The following is a 14902-nucleotide window of genomic DNA, read 5'->3' as shown; positions in this document are numbered from 1 at the left end:
TCGGGAGAATACCCCTTCCCGCCCAAAACACAACCTTAAGGCGCTTTGGCCCCGCCCCGGGATCAGCCCTTGATCTCAAAGATGGCCTCAACTTCCACGGCCGCGCCGGTGGGAAGCTGGGCAAAACCCAGGGCGCTGCGGGCGTGGTAGCCGTCGCCTTCCTTGCCGAAAATCTCGTGCAGCAGGTCGGAGCAGCCGTTGATGACCAGGTGCTGATCGCTGTATTCCAGAGTCGAATTCACGCAGCCGAGCACCTTGATGACCTTGAGGCCGTCCAGCGTGCCGTGGGTGTCCCACACGGAGCGCAGCACCTTCTCGGCGCAGTTTTTGGCGGCCTTATAGCCGTCTTCCGTGGACACACCGGCACCGAGTTTGCCCTTCAGATCGCTCACATGGCCGGAGGTGAGGAGCTGGTTGCCGCTGCGGATGCACAGGTTCAGGTAAGCGGGGGGCTGTTTGGTGAAAACAAGGCCAAGGGATTCTGCTTTTTGCTGGGGTGTCATAGTGGGAATGAGAAGTGGATGCAGAATACGATTTGGAAAACGAAAACTGGCAATTGAGCGCGCTCTTCTGCCAATATCTTCGCCATGCGCTTCGCCTTCTTTTTGTTCGCCCTTGCAGTTTCCGCCCGCGCCGCCCTGCCGGATCTCAAAGTGGCCGATGATCATCGGCACCTGGCCACCGCTGATGGCAAACCGTTCTTCCTCCTCGGCGACACTGCCTGGGAGCTCTTTCACCGGCTCACGCGTGAAGAGGCAGACCTCTATTTGAAAAACCGCGCCGGCAAGGGCTTCAACACCATCCTCGCCGTGGCGCTGGCGGAGCATGAATTCGACCAGCCCAACGCCTACGGCGAGATGCCGCTGGAAAACAACGACCCGACCAAGCCCCGCGAAGCCTACTTCCAGCACGTCGATTGGATCGTGAACAAGGCTGAATCTCTCGGCCTCTACACCGCCATGCTGCCGACCTGGGGTGACAAATGGAACAAGAAGTGGGGCAAAGGCCCGGAGATCTTCACTCCCGAAAACGCCGCCACCTACTGCGAGTGGCTCGCGAAGCGCTACAAGGACAAACCTATCATCTGGATTCTCGGCGGCGACCGCTCCGTGGATAACGATGCCCAGCGGGCCATCATCCGCGCCATGGCGGCCGGTTTGAAAAAGGGGGATGGCGGCAGGCACCTCATCACCTTCCATCCCAAAGGCGGCGCCAATTCGTCCGACTACTGGCCCGACGAGCCTTGGCTGGACTTTCACATGTTTCAAAGCGGACACGCCCAGCGCGCCAAGGCGAACTACGACATGAACGCGAAAAACCTCGCCCTGCCCGCGCTCAAGCCAACGCTGGATGGCGAGCCCTGCTATGAAGACCATCCCGTGCGCGGCCTCATGAAGGACAAGAAGCCCACCGAGTGGTTTGACGACTACGATGTGCGCCGCGCCGCGTGGTGGAGCGTCCTCAGCGGCGCCTGCGGCCATGTGTATGGCACGCACAGCATCTGGCAGTTTCATGATCTCAGGAAGCGCAAAGCGCAGACAGACGCGCGCACGCCCTGGCAGCAGGCGCTGGATCTCCCAGGCGCGGCACAGATGGGGGTGATGAAGAAATTCATGGAGGGCCTCGACTGGACGAAGCTGCGGCGGGATGATTCGTTCCTGTTGAACAGCTATTCGGGCACCAATCCGCCGATGTGCGCCGTCGCCACGGACGGGAGCTTCGTGGTCGTATATGTGCCAGATGCGCAGACCACCAGCATTGCACCTGATTTCAGCAAGCTGTCCTTCAAACCGGCTGACATGGAGGCCATAAGCATGGATCCAGCCACTGGCAAACCCATGGGCCACTTGACCGTCACCTCCGGAATTTTACTCTTCGGAGCTGCCTCTGAATGGAAAGACGCACCCGGGCAGGTCATTGGCCGAACCAAAGACTGGGTCTTTTTGCTTCGAAAAAAGAAATCCTGATCCGACAATCTCACGCCTTGAGCGCTCCGCTCATCTGCCACATCAGCTTGTCCAGCGCGAGACCCAGGCCATCCTTGCGCCCATTGAGCAGCCCGGCCCAGCACAGCCCCTTCGCGGTATGCACCATGATCGTCGTCGTTCCTGGAAGCGAGCCGTTGTGCCACCAGTTCGGCACCTTGTTTACATTCCAGCCACGTGCGTAGCCTCCGCCCGCTCCGGGCGTGGTCATGCTGCGAATCGAATCCGGATTGAGCAACAGTGGCAGCTGTGATGCAAAGCGCACCAGATCCCCTGCGGTGGCAGTCCATCCGCCATGGGAGTCCATTCGAGCCACGTTCATGAGGTAGGCCGCGTCGTCTTCGGGAGTGATGTACATGACCTCCCGGGGCAGTCGATCCGCCAGTGTATTGCCGCCAATTTTCATGCTGGTGATGCCGCATTTCGACAGCACCTCCTCCGAGATCAGCTTGTCATACGGCATCTTGTGCACCTTCTCCAGCACCCGGCCGAGCACGCAGTAGCCGAAGTTTGAATACGCAAAGTGCTCTCCCGGCTTGTGAGTCTGCTTCTGGTTTGCGAGCGTCCAGGCGATGAGCTCGGCGTGATTCATCCTGGGTTTTTTAAACATGGGATCATTCTTGTCATTGGCCCAGCCGCCGCTGGTGTGGGTGAGAAGCTGGTCCACGGTAACCTCCGCCACGTCTCCGCCGTAATCGCCCCCGAGGATGCCCTGCGGACCAAAGACTTTGCTGTCTGCCTTGAGCAGCCCTTTTTCGATGTCCATCATCACCGCCGTGGCCGTGACGGGTTTGGAGACACTCGCGATGCGAAAACGATGCCTCGGGGTGACAGCCTCTTTGCCTTCCGCATCCGCAAAACCATAGGCTCCCTCAAACTCGATTTTGCCGTTCCGGCCATACGCGATGCTCATGCCCTGAATGCCCTGCTCGCGCAGAAAACCTTCGGCAATGCTGCGGATCTTTCCCTCTTCAGACTCAGGAAGAGCCGCGCCCGCCATGGGCCACGCAGCAAGGGAGCTCACAAAGGCGCGTCGTTTCATACGCAGCACATCACACCTTGACGCCCGCCCGCCGTCAATGAAAACATCCTGAATGCTCCGCTTTCTCATTCTCCCCGTCCTGCTCGCTCTCAGCGCCCGCGCCCAGACCGTGGACACCAGCACGCTCACGGGCAAGGTGGTCTGCGGCTACCAGGGCTGGTTCCGCTGCGAAGGCGACGGCAGCAACAACGGCTGGCACCACTACGCGGCAGGCAGCAAGATCCTCGAGCCGGGGCATGCCCACATCGAGATGTGGCCGGACGTGAGCGAACTGCCGAAAGAGGCCCGCGTGCCCACCCCTTTCAAGCATGCCGACGGCAGCACCGCCGAGGTCTTCAGCTCCGTCCACCCCGCCGTCATCCAGCTTCATTTCAAATGGATGCGCGACTACGGCATCGACGGCGCCTTCATCCAGCGCTTTGCCACCACCACGCGCGACAAGCGCTTTCGCGAGCCAATGGACGGTGTGCTGGCCCATTGCCAGACCGCCGCCGCAGCCAACGGGCGCGGCATCACGCTGATGTATGACCTCAGCGGCATCAAGGAAGGCGACATTCAACTGGTGATCGAAGACTGGAAGCGCCTTCTGTCCGAAAAGCGTCTCGATCCTAAAAGCGCCAGCTATTTCAAACACCACGGCAAACCCCTCGTGGCTCTCTGGGGACTTGGTTTCAATGACCGCGCTCCAATGCTGGAGGAGTGGTCCCGCCTGATCACCTTTCTGCGTGAGGACCGGGAGTTCGGCGGCTGCTCCATCATGCTCGGCGTCCCCTACTACTGGCGCTCGCTCGAGGCGAAAAGGGACACCATCCAAGACCCCAAACTGCACGAACTCATCGCCCGGGCGGACATTGTGAGTCCCTGGGCTGTGGGCCGCTTCGGCAAGCCGCAGGACGCCTCAAAGAATGGAGAGAAGGTGCTGAAGCCAGACATCGAATGGTGCACCGAGCACAAGGTGGACTACCTGCCTGTCCTGTTCCCCGGCTTCAGTTGGACGAATCTCTCGAAGTCGCGGAACCAGCCGGCGAAGTTTGATGCCATTCCCCGCCTCGGCGGCGAATTTCTCTGGTCCCAGGCACTCGCGGCCAAGCGGGCCGGTGCACAGATGCTCTACGTGGCCATGTTTGACGAGATGGACGAAGGCACCGCCATTTTTAAAACCGACAATAACCCGCCCGTCGGCGAAAGCCGCTTCCTTGCCGAGCCAGATCTGCCCAGCGATCACTACCTCTGGCTCACGGGCATGCTGGGCAAACTGCTGCGCGGGGAAACATCGGACACCCTGCCGAAGCGCTGAGCGCAGCGCAGACTCAGGAAAGATCCGAGGCCAGCACCGAATTAGCGGCACGCAGCGCCAGTTCCTTGGCCTGCGCGATCACGCGCACCGAGGTGGCGTCAAACAGGTAGGCATGGCAGCTCGGGCAAGTGATGGCACGCGTGACCACGATGGAGCCGCAGCCTTCGCAGACTTTGTACTGCTCCGGGTGGGTGGCGATCTTTTCAGCCTGCTTCAGACGTGAGTCTGGTTTGTGCTCATGCGCGCTCATGAAGTAATACTACGATGCTACGACGACATTGGCCGAGTGCAACGTCGGTAATGAACAACTTGCGCTGATTTTTGCGCTTGCTTTGCGGAGGTTAAGCAACCTCAGCCCAGCCCTTCGACGCTCCAGCCATCGCGGTATTTCCTCACCAGCTGGGCATTGAGCTCCGGCCGGTTCGTCACCTTCCCGGCAGCGGCGTCCCACTCGATCCAGCCGCCTGGATTGCGCTCGGCCAGCACGCCGAGGAGCACGGCCTCTGTGAGCGGGCAGCCGTAGGTCGGCAGGTCTGCGGCGGCCTTTTCCCCCTTCATGCAGGCGTCCACCCAATCGGTGTAGTGGTTGGCGATTCGGTTCTTCGGGTAGGCATAGCCGGTGAATTTTTCCTCCGGTACCAGCCAAGGGCGCTGAGAGTGCGGCTTGAAGATGCCACCGCTTTCTCCGATGAAGAAGATGCCGCTCGGCGTGTCTTTGGTCAGTACGGAGGGCTTGATGACGCGGGAATCGTAAGGGTAGCCGCCGTCCGTCCAGGTCATCTTGATCTTGTCGGCAGCAGTCAAGGAGGTGCCGGGAAACTCATACTCCAGATGCCGCTTCAGCGCGTACAAGTCCCCCTTGCTGCCTTCATCCAGGCACCGCACTCGGGTGGGCGCCATGAGGCCGAGGCAGGAGGAGACGACGTCAAAGTAATGGCAGCCCATGTCTCCCATCATGCCCACGCCAAAATCCACCCAGGAACGCCACATGGACGGGTGGTAGGCACCTTCGAGAAACGGCACTTCATTGGCGACGCCGAGCCACTGGTTCCAGTCCAGATTCTCCGGCACCGGGTCTGCCTGCGCCTTGCGCTCCGCCACCTTGGGCCACCAGCTGGTCTTTTTGTTCTCCCAGCAGATGACCTCCTTCACCTTGCCGATGGCGCCGCTTTTGATGAGATCGACCGCCATGAGCGTTTCGACGGTGGAATGTCCCTGCGTGCCCATCTGCGTGGTGACTCCGGCCTTTGCCGCTTCAGCCCCGAGTACCCGTGCTTCATGGATGTGATGCGTCAGCGGCTTCTGCAAATACACGTGCTTCTTCGCCCGCAGCGCCGTCACGGCCATGGCCGCATGCATGTGGTCCGGCGTGCCGATCGTCACCGCATCCACGCTGTCGCCCAGCTTGGCGATCATTTCGCGGTAATCCCGAAACACCGCCGCGCCTTCCAGCCGCTTTGCAGCATCCGGATCCTGCAGCTCCTTCCGCCGTGTGGCATTGCCGCCACGTGCCAGTTCCAGCGTCTTCGCATCCACATCGCACATGCCCACCAGCCGCACCTTCTCATGGCGCATCACGCTCATCATCGTCACCCCGCCCATCCCGCCCACACCGATGGAGGCCACCTGAAACATCGAATTCGGTGACTTCGCGCTCAGAATAGCGGGCGCGGAAACAGAGGCTGTGGCAGCGAGAGATTTCTGGAAAAAGTGGCGGCGGTTCATGATGGAATGTGAACGCTGGTGCCCACGGCACTCTGTCAGCCGCGCCAGCGTCCTGGCGTGCGCCGGTCCTCCGGCTCTTTCGAACGTCCAGCCGTCCACGAAATGCTCCAGAGAACTGGAGCGCTCCAGGACGCTGCCGCGTTCATCGGGCATTCACCTCCCCGCCACACCTGCCGGCTTGCGGATCTTCAGCAGCATCGGAAAGCTGGTCTGCAGCGCTGCACTGTCATGCTCGTTGCGCGCAGAACTGAGCGCGGCGTGGATCAGCGCATCCTGGTCCTTCACCCAGCTGGCGGCGCGGAAGAAAATCGGGCGCTCATTTTCCTTCTCGCGGATCTGCACGCCATTGAGGCCGATGTCATCGACGATCACGCCATGCGGCAGGCCGTGCACATCGAGGTTGAGGATGCCGTCATTGCCCATGCGCACCGCACGGATCCACGCCTTCACCGTCTGCCCTGGAACAAGCGTGATCTCCAGAGGCTTCGTCTCGTCTTTGATCTCTCTCATCACGGCCTTGCCCCCGGCATCCGGCTCCATGACGATGATGAACTTCGGCGCGGCGCCCAGCGTAACCTTGCCAAAGGTTCCTGCATCATGCGCAAGCTTCCCCGACTTCGCTGTGATCTTGACCTTGCTCCAGTCAGCGTTGGCCGGAGCATCCGGCGCGGCACGCAGGCTGCCGCTGATGAGATCATGCCCTGCTTCAATCAAAATGGGAGACGAGGCGTAATAGCCGGCGGGCAGGCCCGTGATCTCGATCTGAATGGGATCATCAAAGCCGTCCACACGTTCCGCGCGGAAGGAGAATCCGACCGCCGCACCCGGCATCACCGTCGGATTCATCCCGGCCAGCTTCACGCTGAAATCAGGCGCGGGCTGGCGGACAGCAAGGGCATACACATACCGCTCCCCGCCCCAGCCGCGGGTGTCCGTGACCTTGATGACGTAGCGGCCGTCCGCAGGTGCCGTGAAGGTCAGCCGGGAGTCGCTCCCAAGCTTGCGGTCTCCGCTGTCATCATTGGCGTAGTTCAGCGTGAAAACAGGAAGACCGTTTGGCACGATCGTGCTGCCGATGCTCCTGGGCTCCACGATGTAGCAGGGTTCGTCGAGCGAGTGCGAATTGGCCGTGGTGTCAAAGTAGGCGCGGCGCTTGCCTCCGGAGGTGTAGAAGAAGCAGCCGCCGTCCGGGCCGCGTGGCATGCGGATGATCTTCATCACATCGCCATTGAAATAGGCGTATTCGTTCAGCTCCATTTCCTCCCAGTTTTGCAGGCGGATGTCCGGGTTGTTGGCATCCACGCTGCGGAAGTTGTTGTAGCTGTCGCGCACGGCCTGCAGAAGCATGCGTTGCACCGGTTTGCCGTCGGCGTGCAGCACTTCCAGCTTCGTGTCGGCAGGAGAGCCCGCCATGTCCGCCAGCGTTTCAATGATCCACGTCTGGCCTTTTTTAGCGTCGAAGGCGAAGCAGTCGATGTCATGGGCCTGGGCAAGGCACGCATTCATCGTGGCAGGTGCGGGGATGTTTTGCGCTTTGGCGAAGTCATCATTGCCTTCCACTTCCTCCGCCTGCGCCAGTGCGCTCACCCGCAGCACAGGCACGGAGCGGAAGCGGAGTACCCTGGCATCCAAAGGCACGTTCATGACACCCTCTTTGTCGGGCTTCATCGTCACCGTGCCCTTGCCTCCAAGGTGATGGCCGATGAGAGATACGGCAGTCTCTCTTCCGGCCTGCGCGGTCAGCGGCGACCAGGCCGTGACATAGGGCAGCGCGCCAAGCGTGAGGCGGTAAGCATGCTCCGCGCTGCCATCCATGGTGGTGTTGCTTACCACCGCGATGTAATCGCCATCCGCAGGCACCTTCCAGGCGAGGAATGGATCGGTGCCGCTGTCCAGCCCGCGATTCACGGCAAGCACGGTGTGCTGTGCGTCCAGGATCTCCAGCGTCGGAGATTTTGCTTTGCTGCCGACCTGCGCCACGGCGAGGTCGAACACCAGTTCCTCTCCCGCTTTTGCCTTGAACTGATACGCATCGTGCTGGCCGATCTCGGTCAGCGTTCCCCACAGGCTGGCTGGCAGCGCGGCCACCGCTTGCGCACCTCCGGCAAAGTCTGCCGCCTTGCTGACAGCGGGGGCGATGTCATCGGCGTAAATCTTCAGCCGCTCGGAGTCGCCCGCCGCGCTCTTCAGCCAGACATCATAAGCTCCCCGTGGCACCTCGGGCCCTGCGGTGAGTTTCACCCTCGCCGTGTTCGGCTTGACCGTGCTCTTCACCAGCTGCGCCTTGATGCCTGGATGTGAAGCCATGACCTGCATGTCCTCAGCGAAGTTTTTTCCCGCAAGGCTCACCATCAGCTCTCCTCCAATGTAAACCGCGCGGGGTGCGATCCGCACCAGCTCCGACTTCACGGCCATCGCCGGCTTCGCAGGCGCAGGGGCCATCACCACTTTGCCGGTGGCCGACTCATAGATGCTGAGGCTGCCGTCCACACGACCGGTCACAAGCTGTGCTTTATCCGTAAAGGCAAGCGCCGGCGACCAGTCGGGCTGCTTCTCCAGCGGCACCTTTTCGGTGAGGTCAGCCGTGCTCCAAATCTTGAGCGACTTGTCTGTCGAGGTCGAGGCGAGCAGGTGGCCGTCCATCGAAAGCGCCAGATTCAAAATGCCGCCCTCATGCGCAAATCGGCTGGTGATGATCTTGTTCGTCCCTTCCTTGGCATCGCCGCTGATGCTCCACTGGCGGATGCGGTTGTCCCCGCCTGCGGCAAAGAGATGCTTGCCATCCGCGCTGAAGACCACGCTTGTCTGTTCCTTCGTCGGCTGGGAGAGCGTGTCGAGCCGCTGCCCGGCCGGGATGCTCCACAGCTTCACCGTGCGGTCTGCGCTGGCGCTCGCCAGCACCTTGCCATCCGCACGAAATGAGAGGCCATTCACCGCTCCATTGTGCCCTTTCAGCAGCGCGATCTCCTTTCCCGTCGCCGCATCCCAAAGACGAATCTTTTGATCATAGGCTCCTGTGGCGATCATCTTGCCATCAGGCGAAACCGCCAGCGCATAAGCAGCATCCAGATGTCCGTCAAAAGACTGCAGCGGCGCACCATCGCTCGTCTTCCAGCTCTTCACGATGCCCACAATTCCGGCCTCACCGCCTGCGGCATAAACCGTCGCGCCATCCGGTGAAAACGCCACCGCATTGGCCTTGCCCTTGAAGCCTGTCAGCTTGCGCACCACCGCACGTGTCACCGGATTAATAAGCTCCACCTCACCATAACGCCCCACCGCGATGAACTGCACATTCGGCGAAAACGCCACCGCCTGCACCGCATGCTTCGGCGCCACTGTCGGTTTGATCTGCGGCGTGATCACCTCGCGCGGCATCGGTTTCGCTTCCGCCACCATCGGCCCCTTCGCCCCCGCATTGATCCAGGCTTTGATCAGCGCAATCTCCTCCGCCTTAAGCTTCTCACGCTTCCCCGGCGGCATGAACTCATTCTTCCCCCCGCGCCCCGAATGCCCTTCCAAAAACTTCACCAGCATCGAGTCATTCGCCTTGCCCGCCACAATCGCCAACCCCTCCTTGCCGCCCTTCATCAGGTTGGCAAAAGTGTCCAGGCGGAACTCCCCGTCTGCATCCGTGTCATCATGACAGTCGATGCAATACGTGTCCCAAAGCGGAACGATCTGCTTCGTGTAGTCCACGGTCTGGGCGTAGGCTGCTGCCATGGAAATCGACAGGAGAAAAATGAAACGGGTAAAACTCATGAAACACTCCTGTTAGTGATTAAACAAAAACTCCTTCGAGCTCATCAGCCCCCAGAAGATGTCTTCCAGGGTCGTGCGGCGGTCATCGGCTGAGGCCTTGGCCAGCATGTCGGCCGCCTTGGCAGACTCACGCTCGGTGGGCAACCGCGTCAGCGCGATCAGGTAGGCTTCTTCAATGACCTTCTCGTTGCTCAGCTTGCTCGTCAGCAGCGCATCCAGGCGGTTGTCCTTCTGCGCCAGTTTCTGGTTCAGCGTCTCTCCATTCGCGATGTGCAGCGCCTGGGCCATGCTGGGCTCATTGGTGCGCTCGCACTCGCAAGTGGCCACGCGGTCGGCACGGCCAAAGCTCTTGAGGAAGTAGCTGGCGATGTTGCTGTCCGGAAGCTGCAGCGCACGAAAGCCCATCGGGTAGCTCTCGCTGGTACCACGGTTGGCGTTGCGCTTGTCGATCTTGAAGGTCGTGGGCGCAGCTGTCACCTGAGATACCGTGTCCAGCAGCACCTCGGCTTTCAGACGACGCGGCACGTAGTGCGAGCCGTAACGGAGATCCGTGATGTTCTCCGGCTGCGTGACGCTGCTGCGCTGATAGGTTTCGCTTTGCAGGATGGCGCGCATGAGAGCCTTCAGGTCAAACTTCGCCTTCACCAGCTGTTCGCATGCGGCGGCAAACAGCGGCTCGTTGCTCGCAGGATTCGTCACGCGCAGGTCATCCACGGCCTCGACCAGTCCGGAGCCAAAGAAGTTCGCCCACACACGGTTCACGATCGCACGCTGGAAAAGCTTGTTGTCCGCGCCGGTAAGCCACTTTGCCAGCGGCACGCGGCGATCCTCGGTGGAAGTCATCGAAACCGGCGTGGCCACATCCAGCGGGTGCGGCGGCTGCGGTTTGCCTGTCAGCGGCTGCACCAGTTCACCATCCGCAGCGGAGAAAAGCACCCGTTCATCGGCCTGTGCGCCGTTCTTCGTACGCACACGGGAAAGCATGTTGGCAAAGGCGAAGTACTCGTTGTTCGTCCACTTCTCCATCGGGTGGTTGTGGCATTTCGCGCAGGCGATGGACGTGCCCAGAAACGCCACGCTGATCGTTTCAGCGCACTTGGTCGGCTCGTCGTTCAGGATGAAGAAATTGCCCGCGCCATTTTCCAGCGTGCTGCCCGTGGCAGTCAGAAGATCGCGCACCATCACATCCCAGGGCGTGTTGGCGGCCACATTGCGGCGGATCCAGTTGTAGTAGGACCACATGGCCTGCGGCATCAGCTTGTCTCCATTCACCAGCAGCAGGTCGCTCCAGCGGTGCGACCAGTAATCCACAAACTCAGGCCGCTGCAGCAGCGCCTCGATCAGCCGGTCACGCTTGTCAGCGCTTTTGTCCGCAAGGAAAGCGCGGGTTTCCTCCAGCGATGGCAGAACTCCGATGGTGTCAAGAAACGCACGCCGCAGAAACTCATGATCCTCCGAGCGCACCGAGGGCGGAATATTCAGCGCACGCAGCTTGGTCAGCACATGCTCATCGATAAAATTGCGCGGCTTCATCTGCGCAAATGCTGCCTTGTCCATCACACCATCACTCGGCACCACCAGCGTGGAGATGGCCAGCCGGCTCAGATACCAGGCGCTGATGGTCGTCTCACCACGCCCGGTGGTTTTGACCGCGCCCTGCTCATCCACCGTGGCCACGCTGGCGTTCACACCGTTGTACTTCGCCCAGCGCGTCACATCCTCGCTGTGCCCGTCGCTGAACTTCGCCGTCACCTTCAGCTTCAGAGTCGTCCCGGGTTTCGTCACCAGTTGCTTAGGCTCCACATCCAGCGCCACGATCAGCGAATCACTCGCCTGCGGCCCCGGCGCACCCGCCGCGATCCAGTCTGCGATGGCCTTGTACTCCGGCGAGTTCACCTCAAAGCGCTTGTCACCCTTGTGTGGCACAGCCTTCACCGCCTTAAGCAGCAGCAGGCTGCGCGCCGGATCCTCCAGCGTCAGCCGGCGTCCGTTCGCACTGCGCGTGATGGAGATCCAGTCGCCCTCATCATCAAACCCGCGCAACGACAAACGAAAGCCCCCCTGCCCCGCAGCCGCACCATGGCATGCACCCATCGCGCAGCCATAACGCGTGAGGATGGGCTGGATGGTGTTGCGGAAAGACGGGACTTCGGCCGCACTTGCCGAAGCAAGAACCGCAAAGGCGATGAAGGAACGAAACATCATGGGTGAGACGTGATGAAGTTGGGAGTTCGAAAGCTCGTGCTAGGCAAACAGCTCCTTGATCGCCTGCGTCCCGAAGTCGACCACAGGATACGGCCGTCCCTGCGGCCCGGGCAGCTCGGTGGTAAGGTCGATGCCCATGGCCTGATAAATCGTGGCCACGATTTCCTTCGGCGCGACGGGACGCTCGGTGGGGTAGCCGCCGATGTCGTCGCTCTTGCCCACCACATGGCCGCCTTTCACGCCGCCACCGGCAAAGTTCACCGTCCAGCAGTTCGGCCAGTGATCACGGCCGCCAGCAGGATTGATCTTCGGCGTGCGGCCAAATTCCGCCAGACACGTCACCATCGTGTCATCCAGCATGCCGCGCTGGAACAGATCCTCGATGAGTGCGCTGTAGCCCTGGTCATACATCGGAGCCACGATGTCGCGCATGCCTTCGATGCTGGTGAAAGGCTTCGAGCCGTGGATGTCCCAGGTGATCTCGCCAAACACCGTGATGAACGTGTTCACGGTGACGAAGCGCACGCCGCGTTCAACCAGACGACGCGCCAGCAAACAGCTCTGACCAAAGCGGTTCAGGCCATAGCGCTCGCGCACCTTCATCGGTTCCTTGGTCAGGTCAAAAGCCTCCCGTGCCTGCGAGCTCGTCATGATGCGGTAGGCAGATTCAAAATTCGAATCCATCAGCTTCGCCTGCTCGCTGTATTCAAAATTGCGCACACTGCTGTCCACTAGTTCACGCAGTTCACGGCGGCGCTCCAGACGCACCTCGCCGATCTCCTTCGGCGGCAGCAGGTCCGGCACTTTGAAATCCTTCACGGCGGGATCCGCATTCAGCACAAAGGGGTCGTAAGACTTTCCGAGGAACCCCGCGTCCTGGCCATGCGGCATGTTCCCGCCCGTGGGGCCCATCGTCTCCGGCAGAATCACATGTGCCGGCAGATCGCTGCGGCGGCCTTGCAGGAACTCCAGCGCACTGCCTACATGCGGGGTGTTCACACCACCGGTGAAAAGACGGCCCGTCTGCATCATCTGGTGCCCGGTGTCATGCACCGCCGCGGCGGTGTGGTAGCAGGAGCGCACCAGGCTGAACTTGTCCGCGATCTTCGCATGCAGCGGCAGGATCTCGGAAATCTCAAAGGCATTGCTCTTCGTGCGGATGGGTTTGAAGGGGCCGCGGATCTCGCTCGGCGCATCCGGCTTCATGTCCCACAGGTCCTGCTGGCTGGGCGCGCCCAGGTTGAAGATCATGATGCAGGCCTTGTTGCTCTTCTTCGGGTCAACCTTTCCTTCTGCCTTCAGTTTGGCGAATCCGGGCATCGTCAGCCCGATGGCGCCGAGCGCGCCTGCCTGCAGGAAGTCTCGACGTGTGATGCCGTCGCAATTGGTGATGGAGCCTTGGCCGGAGAACTTGAACATGGTGCGCGCGGGGTGGTGGACTGCTTATTAATACGCCAGTCGGCAACGCTTCTAAATGGACGATGCCGCTTTGAGTTTGGCAGGTTCGGGCGGAGGGCGGCTTGCCGCGTGCGGCGGATTTTGTTACAATCGCCACCGCCATGAAGCATGCCACGCTGTTTTTCCTCCTCGGATTGCTGATGTGCTTCACACCCTGGCTTTATGATGGCGGATGGACCTGGATCATCTTGTGGCTTGGCATCGACATGATCCTGCTCGGCCTCGCCTACGCTCGGCGTGATGCCTCGGTATTTGGCAAACAAGGGGATGGCAGCCTCGCGCCAGCACGCGTGCTTCTCTTCCTGCCCTACCTGCTTTTCACCTGGGGAGTCTGGCGCCTGTGCCTCCTGCTGCCGGAACCCAGAACCCAACAGATCAATGCCACACTGACGGTGGGCCGCAGACTGGTGAGCGGACATGAGCGCCCCGCCAGCATCACGACAATTCTGGACATGACCGCCGAATTTGCCGAGCCTGCCACCGTGCGAAACGGCATCCGCTACATCCTGCTGCCGACTCTGGACGCCAGCGCACCCAGCGTTGAAACACTGGTGGCCACGCTGCGCACCTTGCAGCCCGACGAGCACGTTTTCATTCATTGCGCCCAAGGCCACGGGCGCACCGGCCTCGCCGCGCTGGCACTGCTGCTGCACCGGGGAGAGGCGGGTGGAATCGAAGAGGGTCTGGCCATGCTGCGTAACATCCGGCCCAGAATCGGGTTATCCCCAGAGCAACACTCCTGTTTGAAACAATGCCTGGCCCGGCTGCGTGCCTCATGACGCGGAAAGGGGCAACGTCGCCCAAGAAAGGGTGTTCAACCCCGTTCTCCTCATGCTAGTCTGAAGATCCATTTCCATGAAAGCACTCCTCACCACCCTTTCGCTGCTGCTGCTCTCCCTCTCCGTGCAGGCCCAGACCACCGCACCGACCCAGTCGCAGGCCGACCCGAACATGCCGCAGGATATCGTGACGCAGGACGGCCTGTGGGATGGACGCCTGAGAGGGGGCAACTACATCGTGCGCTGCAATTCGATCATCGCCCTGTCGAAACACGAGTACATCTCCGACGGCGTGGCACGCGTGGTGGAAGTGAACCTCACACTGAACTCGGCGCAGGTCGTCCGCTTTTACTTTTTGGAGCCGTACAAGCCCGACTCGGGCAGCAGCACACTAAACGCTGGTACTCAGGCCCTGGAAAAAGCGAAGGGCCTCTACGAGCAGGCCGCCGGCCGTGTCTCGCAGGATCTGGTGACCCCGAAGGTGGTGAAAAACTACCCCGTCTCCACCCATGCGCACACGGTGGAGTTTTCCATCAAGGACGAAAAAATCCTCAATTCACTTTTCGGAAGCCTGGAGCGCTCCTTCCGCACCGGTCAGGGACGCGTGTGGAAAGAGCCGACGCCGAAATAACAGAGCTGAGCCACAGAC

General features: G+C 61.0%; 11 protein-coding genes. 4 read left to right on the top strand and 7 right to left on the bottom strand.

The genetic code is table 11. From position 1 onward, the window contains the following. Positions 1-62: 62 nt before the first annotated feature. The gene (locus ACILSO_RS18750) at positions 63-503 is read right to left on the bottom strand and encodes a RidA family protein (protein WP_395738978.1); all 441 of its coding nucleotides are present in this window, start codon (positions 501-503) and stop codon (positions 63-65) included. Positions 504-587: 84 nt separating this feature from the next. Here ACILSO_RS18750 and ACILSO_RS18745 point away from each other — a divergent pair, with 84 nt between their 5' ends. Beyond that, complete coding sequence (locus ACILSO_RS18745; RefSeq protein ID WP_395738977.1) at positions 588-1967, top strand: DUF4038 domain-containing protein; 1380 nt, start codon at positions 588-590, stop codon at positions 1965-1967. A 10-nt stretch (positions 1968-1977) separates the two neighbouring features. Here the strand turns inward: ACILSO_RS18745 and ACILSO_RS18740 are convergent, their stop codons facing one another. Next, complete coding sequence (locus tag ACILSO_RS18740; protein WP_395738976.1) at positions 1978-3027, bottom strand: serine hydrolase domain-containing protein; 1050 nt, start codon at positions 3025-3027, stop codon at positions 1978-1980. Positions 3028-3079: 52 nt separating this feature from the next. Between ACILSO_RS18740 and ACILSO_RS18735 the strand changes: the two genes are divergently transcribed. After that, complete coding sequence (locus tag ACILSO_RS18735; protein WP_395738975.1) at positions 3080-4324, top strand: glycoside hydrolase family 71/99-like protein; 1245 nt, start codon at positions 3080-3082, stop codon at positions 4322-4324. 13 nt (positions 4325-4337) lie between these two features. Here the strand turns inward: ACILSO_RS18735 and ACILSO_RS18730 are convergent, their stop codons facing one another. From ACILSO_RS18730 to ACILSO_RS18710, 5 genes are all read right to left on the bottom strand, one after another. Next, positions 4338-4574, bottom strand: a complete 237-nt coding sequence (locus ACILSO_RS18730) for a hypothetical protein (protein ID WP_294398876.1) — start codon at positions 4572-4574, stop codon at positions 4338-4340. 101 nt (positions 4575-4675) lie between these two features. Continuing rightward, positions 4676-6049: a Gfo/Idh/MocA family protein gene (locus ACILSO_RS18725; protein WP_395738974.1), complete on the bottom strand. Its 1374-nt coding sequence runs from the start codon at positions 6047-6049 to the stop codon at positions 4676-4678. A 153-nt stretch (positions 6050-6202) separates the two neighbouring features. Then, on the bottom strand, positions 6203-9772 hold the full coding sequence (locus ACILSO_RS18720) for a c-type cytochrome domain-containing protein (RefSeq protein ID WP_395738973.1): 3570 nt from the start codon (positions 9770-9772) through the stop codon (positions 6203-6205). Positions 9773-9823: 51 nt separating this feature from the next. Next, positions 9824-12016, bottom strand: a complete 2193-nt coding sequence (locus ACILSO_RS18715; RefSeq protein ID WP_395738972.1) for a DUF1549 domain-containing protein — start codon at positions 12014-12016, stop codon at positions 9824-9826. A 39-nt stretch (positions 12017-12055) separates the two neighbouring features. Then, on the bottom strand, positions 12056-13435 hold the full coding sequence (locus tag ACILSO_RS18710) for a DUF1501 domain-containing protein (protein WP_395738971.1): 1380 nt from the start codon (positions 13433-13435) through the stop codon (positions 12056-12058). A 140-nt stretch (positions 13436-13575) separates the two neighbouring features. Here ACILSO_RS18710 and ACILSO_RS18705 point away from each other — a divergent pair, with 140 nt between their 5' ends. Both ACILSO_RS18705 and ACILSO_RS18700 read left to right on the top strand, forming a co-directional pair. After that, entirely contained in the window at positions 13576-14253 is a 678-nt protein-coding gene (locus ACILSO_RS18705; protein WP_395738970.1) for a hypothetical protein, read from the top strand. A gap of 76 nt (positions 14254-14329) precedes the next feature. Further along, on the top strand, positions 14330-14884 hold the full coding sequence (locus ACILSO_RS18700) for a hypothetical protein (protein ID WP_395738969.1): 555 nt from the start codon (positions 14330-14332) through the stop codon (positions 14882-14884). The last annotated feature ends 18 nt before the right edge of the window (positions 14885-14902 follow it).

Source organism: Prosthecobacter sp. (assembly GCF_044226605.1).
Lineage (GTDB): Bacteria > Verrucomicrobiota > Verrucomicrobiia > Verrucomicrobiales > Verrucomicrobiaceae > Prosthecobacter.
The sequence above is the reverse complement of the archived record's forward strand: the minus strand, read 5'-3'. Positions and strand labels throughout refer to the sequence as shown.

Excerpts from the sequence above, each read along its gene's own strand:
- ACILSO_RS18735 (WP_395738975.1), top strand. The coding sequence starts at position 3,080 with ATGCTCCGCTTTCTCATTCTCCCCGTCCTGCTCGCTCTCAGCGCCCGC.
- ACILSO_RS18740 (WP_395738976.1), bottom strand. The coding sequence starts at position 3,027 with ATGAAACGACGCGCCTTTGTGAGCTCCCTTGCTGCGTGGCCCATGGCG.
- ACILSO_RS18710 (WP_395738971.1), bottom strand. The coding sequence starts at position 13,435 with ATGTTCAAGTTCTCCGGCCAAGGCTCCATCACCAATTGCGACGGCATC.
- ACILSO_RS18725 (WP_395738974.1), bottom strand. The coding sequence starts at position 6,049 with ATGAACCGCCGCCACTTTTTCCAGAAATCTCTCGCTGCCACAGCCTCT.
- ACILSO_RS18715 (WP_395738972.1), bottom strand. The coding sequence starts at position 12,016 with ATGATGTTTCGTTCCTTCATCGCCTTTGCGGTTCTTGCTTCGGCAAGT.
- ACILSO_RS18750 (WP_395738978.1), bottom strand. The coding sequence starts at position 503 with ATGACACCCCAGCAAAAAGCAGAATCCCTTGGCCTTGTTTTCACCAAA.
- ACILSO_RS18700 (WP_395738969.1), top strand. The coding sequence starts at position 14,330 with ATGAAAGCACTCCTCACCACCCTTTCGCTGCTGCTGCTCTCCCTCTCC.
- ACILSO_RS18720 (WP_395738973.1), bottom strand. The coding sequence starts at position 9,772 with ATGGCAGCAGCCTACGCCCAGACCGTGGACTACACGAAGCAGATCGTT.
- ACILSO_RS18730 (WP_294398876.1), bottom strand. The coding sequence starts at position 4,574 with ATGAGCGCGCATGAGCACAAACCAGACTCACGTCTGAAGCAGGCTGAA.
- ACILSO_RS18705 (WP_395738970.1), top strand. The coding sequence starts at position 13,576 with ATGAAGCATGCCACGCTGTTTTTCCTCCTCGGATTGCTGATGTGCTTC.
- ACILSO_RS18745 (WP_395738977.1), top strand. The coding sequence starts at position 588 with ATGCGCTTCGCCTTCTTTTTGTTCGCCCTTGCAGTTTCCGCCCGCGCC.